2 protein-coding genes are annotated in these 1,237 nt (G+C 67.4%); both read right to left on the reverse strand.

What is annotated here, in order from left to right:
• Nucleotides 1-862 (reverse strand): glycoside hydrolase family 32 protein (locus tag AC097L_RS24985; protein WP_479589408.1); only part of this gene is annotated, 862 nt, incomplete at its 3' end.
• Nucleotides 859-1,237 (reverse strand): substrate-binding domain-containing protein (locus AC097L_RS24990; protein WP_479589409.1); only part of this gene is annotated, 379 nt, incomplete at its 5' end. The genes AC097L_RS24990 and AC097L_RS24985, both read right to left, overlap by 4 nt.

The following is a 1,237-nucleotide window of genomic DNA, read 5'->3' on the forward strand; positions in this document are numbered from 1 at the left end:
GCGACAGCACGCGTGGCAAGGTCATGGCACCGGCCCAGCCGTCGGCATCGATACGTTCTTGCTCGCGCTGCTCGTTCATCCAGGCCCACTGCAGCGCCCGCCCGTCGGGCCCGCCCATGGTCAGGTGCGCGAAGGCACCGTTGTCGGGGTCGAGCACGCCTTCAGATTCGGGGATGAAAACCTCGTTCTCGAAGCGGCCCACGAACCAGTGCACGCCCAGCCCGAGCCAGATCGATACGGTCAGCACCCATTTGTCGCCGAGGGGGAAGAAGTTCGGGCATTCCCACATCCGCCCCCATGCCAGGGTGGGCGCGGTGTAGAGCGGGCCACGGTAGTCCCAGGCGCTGCCGTCTTCACTGCGGTAGAGCAGGGCCTGGCCGCGCTCGTGGTGCAGCGACGCACCCACCACCATGTACCAATGCCCGGCGTGCTGGAACACGTAGGGGTCGCGGAAGTCATGTGGTTCTACACCTTCGGGCGGGGTGGTGAGGGTGCGCTCGGGCTGCAGCGTCCAGCGTTGCAGGTCGTCGCTGGTGGCGGTGCACTGCACCTGGCGCTCGGGTGTGAAGCCGGTGTAGTACAGCGTGGGCTGGCCATTGACCAGCGCGAAGCTGCCGGAAAAGCAGCCACCGGCATCGGGGCCGTCTGGCGTGGGGGCCAGGGCCAGGGGCTCGTCGCGCCAGGTCACCAGATCGGCGCTGCTGGTGTGGCCCCAGTGGATGTCGCCCCATTGGTTGGCGTTCGGGTTGTACTGGTAGTAGAGGTGGTAGCGGCCACCGTGGAAGCACAGGCCGTTGGGGTCGTTGATCCAGTGGTGGGGGGCGGTGAAGTGGTAGCGTGGGCGGTGCATGTCAGAGGTCATATGGAGGTGGTGGAGTGCGGTAGCGGCGGGGTGGCATTGCGTTCGACGATGCCGGCTGCGACCAGTTGCCAGGGTTCGCTGGGTGCTGTACCGGTGGCTAGCAGGCGCTCGACCGCCGCAATCCCCATCTCGAAGTAGGGCAGGGCCACGGTGCTGAGCTGGGGCCGTATCGCCTCGCAGATGGCGTGGTCATCGTCAAAGCCCATCAGGGCCATGTCCTGTGACACGCGCACGCCGAGCGCGTCGAGCAGCCGCGCGCCGTGCAGCGCCATGATGTCGTTGCCGAAGCACAGCGCAGTCACCCGTGGCACCTGGGCTACCAGGCTGCGCAACGCCGCCTGCAGCGGCAGGAATGGCCCACCGGGCTCCAGCTTG

It is taken from the genome of Rhodoferax sp. RT5P35 (assembly GCF_056521385.1).